At 33.5% G+C, this 1,325-nt stretch carries 2 protein-coding genes and 1 pseudogene; 1 reads left to right on the top strand and 2 read right to left on the bottom strand.

Features of this window, described 5'->3' with window-relative positions; translation table 11 throughout:
* Both JMX13_RS13510 and JMX13_RS13505 read right to left on the bottom strand, forming a co-directional pair.
* Positions 1 to 283 (bottom strand): annotated as a pseudogene (locus JMX13_RS13510) (SEL1-like repeat protein); the annotation flags it as partial.
* 268 nt (positions 284 to 551) lie between these two features.
* The gene (locus JMX13_RS13505; protein ID WP_201613328.1) at positions 552 to 899 is read right to left on the bottom strand and encodes a hypothetical protein; all 348 of its coding nucleotides are present in this window, start codon (positions 897 to 899) and stop codon (positions 552 to 554) included.
* A 230-nt stretch (positions 900 to 1,129) separates the two neighbouring features.
* Here JMX13_RS13505 and JMX13_RS13730 point away from each other — a divergent pair.
* The coding region (locus JMX13_RS13730) for a hypothetical protein (protein WP_227686342.1) at positions 1,130 to 1,325 on the top strand (196 nt) is incomplete at its 3' end.

Below are 1,325 nucleotides of genomic sequence, written 5' to 3'. Positions count from 1 at the left end.
GCATTTCTTTGTCTCCATGGTTAGCTGCTTGTTGTAACCAATAAAATGCTTTTGAATAATCTTGAGAAACGCCTTTAGCATAGTAATATATAAGCCCTAATTGTCCTTGGCTTGAAGCGTCTCCTAGATTAGCTTGTATTGTGAGATCATCAAAATCCTTCTCAACATCCGATTTCACGGTCGGAACATTGTTTTGAATGCTATTCATCTGAGTATCAATGGCTTTATTACACCCTGTCAGCATGATGCCAGTAAGCAAAAATGCTGCTAGTCTCTTTCTCATAACTGCTTATCCTATTATTTAATGAAGTTAACACTATAATTTATTATTTTAATATGCATTGTGATATTCAAATATATATTCTTAGATGGCCTCATTTGGTATACCTCAAAGGAACCGATGAAACTGACTTCTGACATCCAACGTCATTTGTCATAACGTCCGTTATGGCAACAAGTGCGGTACCCTAGTTAGGCCTTGAACCTTCGCCCTTACGCAGGGGGCGGAAAATATCTGTCAATTAGCTATAAATTAAGATTTATATAAATATTTAATTCTTCTTTTTAGACTTAAAGCTTAAAAACATAATAGGGAGCATCAATAAAATAGTAACTATAGGTATATAACTAAGTCCAAGAGAAAAAAAGGTATCTGCACCCGTTATAAGGAAATATATGCCAACCAGTATAGTGGCTATATGATATTCAATCCTTCTAATTAGATTGATAATACTGATTATTATAAAAATAAGACCTGTCACTAGAGAGACAGTTCCCTTAAGAAGTATGTCTGGATTAAATATATATATACTTACGAGTATAACTATAATCGCTATGCCAACTTTTGTATAAATGGGTGTTTTTTGTGTTGATATAACTTTTTTAGATTTGTTTTTCATTTGATAGTCTTTATTGTTTTGGTGCCCTAGTGAGGACTTGAGTATTAGGCTGTGGGCTAATAGTATCAAGGTTTTAACACACTGAAATAGACACGGTGTGCTTCATGGTTGTTTACCATATATATTTTATTTTTGATTGGTTGGCTATACATGAGTCGACCTATAGCTTATTTGAACATAAAAAGCCTAGGTAATAATTATATAAATAATATTAAAGACTTGGAGCAAATATGAGTATTCTTTCAAAACTACGAGAAATAGAAAGTAAGCATAACGTTAAGTTGCATCAAGGTGAAAACTTCAAACAAGCCTTATACAACGATAAGATGACAGACTCAGAAGATTGTATTATTGAACCGCCCCGAGTATATCGGAGAGTGATTTACTTGAGTCAGGCAGCAATGCCTGACATGATTAAACTATCAT

Origin of the sequence: Psychrobacter immobilis (assembly GCF_904846285.1) — a bacterium.
In the GTDB taxonomy this organism is placed as follows: domain Bacteria; phylum Pseudomonadota; class Gammaproteobacteria; order Pseudomonadales; family Moraxellaceae; genus Psychrobacter; species Psychrobacter immobilis_D.
This window is presented reverse-complemented; position numbering and strand designations above follow the sequence as displayed.

Coding starts and splice junctions, on each gene's coding strand:
- JMX13_RS13505 (WP_201613328.1), bottom strand. CDS start 899: ATGAAAAACAAATCTAAAAAAGTTATATCAACACAAAAAACACCCATT.